This window comes from Stenotrophomonas sp. TWI602 (assembly GCF_039674045.1).
Taxonomy (GTDB): Bacteria; Pseudomonadota; Gammaproteobacteria; order Xanthomonadales; family Xanthomonadaceae; genus Stenotrophomonas.
Genome location: NZ_JBDJMT010000008.1, coordinates 146,424 through 153,527, shown reverse-complemented (window position 1 = coordinate 153,527; position 7,104 = coordinate 146,424). Strand labels below are relative to the sequence as shown.

General features: G+C 67.9%; 6 protein-coding genes. 1 reads left to right on the top strand and 5 read right to left on the bottom strand.

What is annotated here, in order from left to right; all coding sequences use genetic code 11:
- Window positions 1-97: 97 nt before the first annotated feature.
- From ABE483_RS10525 to ABE483_RS10510, 4 genes are all read right to left on the bottom strand, one after another.
- Window positions 98-976, bottom strand: coding sequence for an EamA family transporter (locus ABE483_RS10525; RefSeq protein WP_313212698.1), 879 nt, complete (start codon window positions 974-976; stop codon window positions 98-100).
- Window positions 977-1,090: 114 nt separating this feature from the next.
- On the bottom strand, window positions 1,091-2,179 hold the full coding sequence (locus tag ABE483_RS10520; RefSeq protein WP_346481636.1) for an alpha/beta fold hydrolase: 1,089 nt from the start codon (window positions 2,177-2,179) through the stop codon (window positions 1,091-1,093).
- On the bottom strand, window positions 2,170-3,021 hold the full coding sequence (locus ABE483_RS10515) for an AraC family transcriptional regulator (protein WP_346481635.1): 852 nt from the start codon (window positions 3,019-3,021) through the stop codon (window positions 2,170-2,172). Before ABE483_RS10515 ends, ABE483_RS10520 begins: the two co-directional genes overlap by 10 nt.
- 103 nt (window positions 3,022-3,124) lie before the next feature.
- Entirely contained in the window at window positions 3,125-3,604 is a 480-nt protein-coding gene (locus ABE483_RS10510; protein WP_070471854.1) for a VOC family protein, read from the bottom strand.
- A gap of 428 nt (window positions 3,605-4,032) precedes the next feature.
- Between ABE483_RS10510 and fhuE the strand changes: the two genes are divergently transcribed.
- Window positions 4,033-6,198: a ferric-rhodotorulic acid/ferric-coprogen receptor FhuE gene (fhuE, locus tag ABE483_RS10505; RefSeq protein ID WP_346481634.1), complete on the top strand. Its 2,166-nt coding sequence runs from the start codon at window positions 4,033-4,035 to the stop codon at window positions 6,196-6,198.
- A 138-nt stretch (window positions 6,199-6,336) separates the two neighbouring features.
- On the opposite strand, the gene ABE483_RS10500 is transcribed toward fhuE, so the two are convergent.
- Window positions 6,337-6,963 (bottom strand): LysE family translocator, encoded by a 627-nt coding sequence (locus ABE483_RS10500; RefSeq protein WP_102789412.1) that lies wholly within the window; start codon window positions 6,961-6,963, stop codon window positions 6,337-6,339.
- Window positions 6,964-7,104: the final 141 nt, after the last annotated feature.

Sequence of the window (7,104 nt, the reverse complement as noted above, 5' to 3'; positions counted from 1 at the left end):
GTGGGGGCGGGGGGCGGGGGGGGGGGCCCCCCCCGCTCCTCTGGCATCGGGCGGGCCCCCCCCCCGCCCCCGCCACTACCGATACCATCGCGCGCGATTACGCCGGCGCACCGGGCAACGGCACCACCGCTCGCTTCGCGGTCAACGTACTGCCCACCGAGGCCACCACCGTGCAGCCGATCGCTGCCCACTGCAGCGTGGTCAGGTGCTCGGCGAGCAACCCCATCGCCAGCAGCGCGGCGACCGCCGGCTCCATGCTGATCAGGATGCCGAAGGTCTCCTTCGGCAATCGCTTGAGCGCCATCATCTCCAGCGACATCGGGATCGCGCTGGAGACGATCGCCACGCCCAGCCCGAACAGCAGGATCTTCGGATCCAGCAGTGCCATGCCCGCGTGCGCCACGCCGACCGGCACCACCACCAGCGCCGCCGCGCACAGCCCCAGCGAGACGGTGTGCCCGGCCGGCAGATGGCCGGCACGCTTGCCGAAGATGATGTACATCGCCCAGCACACCGCCGCGCCCAGGGCGAACATCACCCCGGCCGGATCCAGTGGCTCGCCATGGCCCAGCGGCAGCAGCAGCAACAGCCCGACCAGCGCGCAGCCGACCCAGACGAAATCGACCGGCCGCCGCGAGGACCACATCGCCACCGCCAACGGCCCGCAGAATTCGATCGCCACCGCGATGCCGAACGGGATCGTGCGCAGCGCCATGTAGAACAGCAGGTTCATCACCCCCAACGTGATGCCATAGCGGAAGATCGCCCCCGCATCCGCGCGCGAGGTGGTCCAGCGCCACGGCCGGAACACCATCAGCAGCACCAGCGCCGAGAAGCCCACGCGCAGTGCGCTGGTGCCCTGCGCACCGATCAGCGGGAACAGCTGTTTGGCATACGAGGTGCCGACGGCCAGCGAGGTGACCGAGCCCAGCACGGCCAGGGCGGGAAAGAACGTAGAGAGGCGGGAGGTCGACATGCGCACAGGATATTGCGGATCGCCTGCCGACGCCGCCTTACTGCTGGCCCTGACGGCGGCCTCGATGTGCCGCGCTCGGAAGGCGTGAACGTTGCCCGGGCGGAGCTACCTGCGTCAGCGCGTGGCCGACAGCGCAGCATCGAACAATGCCGTCGCTTCCGTGATCGCGGCCCCGTGTGTGGCCTGCTTGTCGGCCGCCACCTGGCAGAGTGCGCCGACGCGCGTCTGGCCCAAAGCGGTGCAGCTGGACAGGAAGTCGTAGTGTCCCACCGCCGGCAAGGTGGTCAGCGTCGCCTTCGGAAGTGCCGAGGCAGCCACGTCGCTGTTGGTGGCCGGCGAGGCCACGGTGTCGGCTGCACCGACGATGATCGAGACCGGCGGCCTGACCTTCTCCAGTTCCTCCGGGGCGAAGGCCTGCACCATGGCCGGCGCAATCAGGAACACGGCGTCCACGCCTGGGATGGCGCGATCCTCACCGGCCTTGGCCACCCATGGGGCCAGTTCCGGTGTGTCTGCAGCCGCCATCCGGCGGGCAAGCGTCAGCGCCGGGTTCTCCGCCTGCGGGGCGCATACCCCATCGGCGGGATATGCGCGGCAGAATGCCAGCAGCCGCTTCACGTCCGGGCGTGCGCCCGCGGCGACCAGGGCAGTGAACCCGCCGGCCGAATAGCCCGCGATGCCCAACCGGGTGGCATCGATCTCCGCGGCCAGCGCCGGGTCGGCCTGCACCGCGGCCAGCGCGGCAGCCAGGTCATCCACGCGGTTCCACATCAGGATGCTGCCGGCCGCGGTCATCGGGTCCACCCCGTTGTTGCCGGGATGATCCACGGCGATCACCACGTATCCGGCCCGCGCCATCGCGGTGCCGAACCAGCCCATCATCCGGGCACTGCCACCGTTGCCGTGCGAGAGCAGCAGGACCGGCCAGCGGCCTTTGGCGATGGCGGCATCGGCGGCCGCCGTACCGACCTCGAACAAGGGCGCCCCCGGCGGGCCGATCGTCAGCGCGGTTTCCTGCGCATCGGGCTGGGCCGGATACCACACGGTGTAGCGCACGTTGTCGCGGTGGTCGGCATCGCGCACGGCCGCACTGGGCGTATGTGCAACGCCGTGCCGCTCGCCAACGGGCGGCACGGCCCCAGCGGCAAACAGGGGCAGGCACAGCGCCAGCAGCGCGGCACAACAACGGGCGGTCATTCGCATGGGTCAATCTCCTTGAGGTGCAACGTGTCGGCCAGCGGCAGCCAGATCTCCACCCCGCCGTGGCCGCTGCGGTCATCGAAGCGCGCGTCGTAGCGCTCCAGGTCCGGTGCGTCGGTCAGGGTCAGGCCGGACGCCGGCAGATAGTCATTCAACAGCCAGAACCAGGTGGAGCGGATCGCGGAAATGTGCCCGGCATGCCAGGCCACCACATACTCGCGAGGCGCAATCGAGATCGCCTGCCAGCCAGCGGGCACGGGCGCAGAGGCAGGGATCTCCACGCCGGCGATGTAGTCAAAGCCGCCGTCAGCGTCATTGTTGCCGCACACGCCGTAGGCGATCTGCGCGCCCAACCCATGCGCCTCGTCCAGGCGCTGCCATTGCGAAGGAATCGATGCGACGGTCGCGGCGGTATGGCGTGCACCGATGCCGGCCACGCGCAGGGCACCGCGGTGCGCGCGATGGGGTTCGATCGTGCAGGGTGTCGAGGGATCGATCAGCTTCAATGCCTCGACCAACACCATGCCGGCCAGCCCCTGCTCGCGCACCTGCTCGGGCGAACGTCCGAACTGCTCGGAAAATGCGCGGGTAAAGGCCGCGTGTGAGGCGTAGCCGGCAGCAATGGCCACCTCGAGAATGCCATCGGCCCCGGCCGCCAGCTGGTGCGCGGCGTGGGTCAGCCGGCGGCCTCGCAGATAGCGCACCACCGAGGTCCCGGTGCTGAGCTGGAACAGCCGCGAGAGATGGAACGGCGACAGCCCCACCACGCCGGCGATATCGGCCAGCGACGGGTTTTCAGCGAAGTGGCTTTCGATGTACCACAGGGCCCTGCGTGCCGCACCCATACCGCCAGATCCATGCCGATGAACGGGACCGCAGCGTAACCCAGCGCGCGCCGCGCCATTTGATCGTTCTTGCTGTCCGCTGCAACGCGCCGCGCCTGTTGTCTCAGCCCCTCACCGCCGCTTCGATGGCCGCCACGTCGATCCTGCGCATGGTCATCATCGCCTCGAACGCGCGCCGGGCCACGGCGGGGTCCTTGCTGGTCACCGCGTCGGTCAATACCCGCGGGGTGATCTGCCAGGACAGGCCCCACTTGTCGCGGCACCAGCCGCAGGCGCTTTCCTCGCCGCCGTTGCCGACGATCGCGTTCCAGAGCCGGTCGGTCTCGGCCTGGTCATCGGTCGCGATCTGGAAGGAGAAGGCTTCGCTGTGCTTGAACGCCGGTCCGCCGTTGAGCCCGAGGCAGGGAATGCCGGCGACGGTGAAATCGACGGTGAGTACGTCCCCCTGCTTGCCGGAGGGGAAGTCGCCCGGTGCGTGGTGCACCGCGTGCACCGCGCTGTCCGGGAAGGTGGCGGCGTAGAAGGTGGCGGCGTCCAGCGCGGTACCGTCGAACCAGAGGCAGATCGTATTCTTGCTGACCATGGGCATCTCCTGCAGCGGAGGAAGGCGGCCTGGCCTGCGCGGGGCCGCCGAATCGCGCGGAGGCTCAGGCTGTCCACCCAGCGCAGGCTCAGGGTAGCGACGGGGCTGTTAACCCAGCGCGCGGGTAGCTGCGGCGACGCACGAGGCGCGCCTGCGCCCGCGGGGGCTCGGCAGCGGGAAGTATGAATACGAGAGCGCCTGGAGTCGCCGGCCTTGCGCATCGGTGCCGATGTCCGATGCGGTTGATGATGCGAATCATTGCTATTACCATAGTGTGATCCGGGTCGCGCAAGGGATGCGTACCCGTGAACAGTTATCGAGCCCGCGCCGGGTCACCGCCCCCGCCAGCCGCTTCCTGCCCCCACCCGCTCCGCCGCAGGCCACCCAGGACGCCGGCCTTGCCCGTTGCCGCCTTTCTGGAAACGCCGATGACCCGCTCCGCCCACGTGCTGTCCCGCCCGTCGATGCACCGTCGCCCGCTGCCGCAGGCCTTGATGGTGGCGCTGTGCGCCCTCGCCGTTGCGCCTGCGTTCGCGCAGGATGCGACTCCTGACGCCACCACCCTGGACAAGATCGTGGTCAAGGGCGAGCGCGCCGAAGGCTATTCGGTCCGCCGGACCTCGGCCGGAACCCGCTTCGATCTGGCCCCGCGCGAGATCCCGCAGTCGGTCAGCATCATCAGCCACCAGCGCATCGAAGATCAGAACCTTGATGACATCATCGACGTGCTGGCCAACACCACCGGTGTGAGCAGCACCCAGTCCGATACCGAGCGCACCGAGTTCTATGCGCGCGGTTTCTACATCGACAGCTACCAGTTCGACGGCCTGCCGACCCAGATGGTGCAGAACTGGAGCTACGGCGATTCCGGCCTGGACCTGGCCCTGTATGACCGCGTGGAAGTGGTCCGTGGCGCCACCGGCCTGCTGAGCGGCGCCGGCAACCCGTCTGCCTCGGTGAACCTGATCCGCAAGCACGCCGACAGCGCCGAACTGACCGGCAACGTGTCGGTCAATGTCGGCAGCTGGGGCCGCACCCGCAGCACGGTGGATGTAACCACCCCGCTGAACGCCAGCGGCTCGGTGCGCGCGCGCGTGATCGGCAGCTACCTGGATACCGAATCGCAGATGGACCGCTACGACCAGCACAAGACGCTGGGCTATGCGGTGATCGATGCCGACCTGACCCCGGACACCCAGCTGAGCGTGGGCTACGACTACCAGCAGAAGCGCGCGAACGGCGCGACCTGGGGTGGCTTCCCGATGCTGTTCTCCGATGGCAGCCCGACCCCGTTCGATGCGTCCTTCAGCGCCAACCCGCGCTGGACCTACTGGGATACCACCAGCAAGCGCCTGTTCGCCACGCTGGAGCATGCGTTCGCGAACGACTGGAAGGTCAAGCTCGGCGCAACGCACGACACGACCAAGGCCGATGACAAGTTGTTCTACCCGGCCTACAACGACTGGACCAGCGGTGCATCGCTGCTGGACAAGACCACCGGTGCCGGCGTTACGCCCTCGGCAGGGTTCTACAACACCGAGCGCAAGGTCAATGCGGTGGACGGCTTCGTGGAAGGTCCGTTCCAGCTGTTCGGTCGCGAGCACCAGTTCATGGCCGGCCTGAGCTACAACAAGCGCGAGTTCGCCAACTACGGCGACTACCAGATGGGCTGGGCGCCGCTGGACAACTATCTGGCCGGTGTGGCGGATTTCCCCGAACCGAACTGGGTCGGCACCCTGCCGCTGCAGAGCGAAGGCACCATCACCCAGAAAGCCGGCTACGTCGCCACCCGCCTGTCGCTGGCCGATCCGCTCAAGCTCATCCTGGGCGCGCGCTACACCGACTGGAAGAGCGAAGGTGAAGGCGATGACCGTTCGCACAAGGTCACCACTCCGTACGCCGGCCTGGTGTTCGACATCAACGACACCTACTCCACCTACGCCAGCTATACCGAGATCTTCCAGCCGCAGACGGCGCGCGACCGCAGCGGCAGCTACCTCGATCCGGTGGACGGCAAGAGCTACGAAATCGGCGTCAAGGGCGCCTGGTTCGACAATCGCCTGAACGCCTCCGTCGCTGCGTTCCGCATCGAGCAGGACAACGTCGCACAGGTCACCAGCGAGCTGATCCCCAGCCGCCCGGGTGAGTTCGCCTACATCGCCGCGCGCGGCACGGTGAGCCGTGGGTTCGAGTTTGAGCTCAACGGCGAACTGGCCCCGGGCTGGAACGCGACCCTCGGTGCCTCGCGCTACGTGGCCAAGGACATCAACGATGCGGACATCAACACCAACCTGCCGCAGACCACCATCAAGCTGTTCACCAGCTACACCCCGCAGTCGCTGAGCTCGCTGACGGTCGGTGGCGGTGCCAACTGGCAGAACGGCATCTACTATCCGGTGCCGGCCTATGGCCGTATCGAGCAGGGTGGCTATGCGCTGGTCAGCGCGTTCGTGCGCTACCGCATCTCGCCGGCGTTCAGCGTGCAGGCCAACCTCAACAATCTGCTGGACAAGACGTACTTCTCGCAGATCAACGGGTACGGCGCGTACGGTGATGGTCGCAATGGCTCCATCACCTTCAACTGGTCGTTCTGACCGGTCTTTGATCGTATCGCTTCAACAACGGGGAGCCGGGCATTGCCCGGCTCTCTGCGTTTGGGGCCCCGGCAGATGGGTCGAGAGCCGGCCAGCGGCCGGCACTACCATCAAGGCCGCGCGCGCAGCACCAGATCATCACGGCCTGGCACGCAGCAGCGCCAGTCCAAACCCGATGAAGATCGTGCCGACCACACGGTCGAACACCTTGCGCAGCCCCGGCTTGGCCAGATGCCCGGCCAGCCCGCGGCCACCGGCGGCATACACCGTGTACCAGAACATCTCCATCACCGCGAAGGTGCCCACCAGGATCACGAACTGCGGCAGCTGCGGCTGGGTGAGATCAACGAACTGCGGCAGGAACGCCGAGGCGAACAGCAGCAACTTGGGGTTGCTGATGCCGATGATGAATCCATCGCGGAACAGCACGGTGCGTGAACTGGGCACCAGCGCCGTGGTGCTGCCGACGTCGATCGGCGCATCACCGCCGCGCCAGGCCTTGATCCCCAGGTACACCAGGTACGCCACGCCCGCGTAGCGCAGCACGTCGAACACCATCGGCGAGGCCTTGAGCACCGCGCCCAGCCCGGCGGCGGAGATCGCCAGGGCCAGTACCAGCGCGGTCAGGCAGCCGGCCATGGCGGCGATACTGCGACGGAAACCCACGCGCACGCTGCGGGTCATCACGTGCAGCATGTTCGGGCCGGGCGTGCCGCACAGGACGAACACGGTGACGGCGAAGATCCACCAGGTATGCAGGTTCATGGCAATGCCGTTCAGGAGAGGTAGTGCCGGCCGCTGGCCGGCTCCCCATGATGCCTGACGCAGACAGCACCGGCATGCCAGGCACGCGCGGTGGCCGGTGTGCGCAACGCATTTGTCCGTCCCTGCACGCAGCGGGGCGTG

Excerpts from the sequence above, each read along its gene's own strand:
- ABE483_RS10500 (WP_102789412.1), bottom strand. The coding sequence starts at position 6,963 with ATGAACCTGCATACCTGGTGGATCTTCGCCGTCACCGTGTTCGTCCTG.
- ABE483_RS10520 (WP_346481636.1), bottom strand. The coding sequence starts at position 2,179 with ATGCGAATGACCGCCCGTTGTTGTGCCGCGCTGCTGGCGCTGTGCCTG.
- ABE483_RS10510 (WP_070471854.1), bottom strand. The coding sequence starts at position 3,604 with ATGGTCAGCAAGAATACGATCTGCCTCTGGTTCGACGGTACCGCGCTG.
- ABE483_RS10525 (WP_313212698.1), bottom strand. The coding sequence starts at position 976 with ATGTCGACCTCCCGCCTCTCTACGTTCTTTCCCGCCCTGGCCGTGCTG.
- ABE483_RS10515 (WP_346481635.1), bottom strand. The coding sequence starts at position 3,021 with ATGGGTGCGGCACGCAGGGCCCTGTGGTACATCGAAAGCCACTTCGCT.
- fhuE (WP_346481634.1), top strand. The coding sequence starts at position 4,033 with ATGACCCGCTCCGCCCACGTGCTGTCCCGCCCGTCGATGCACCGTCGC.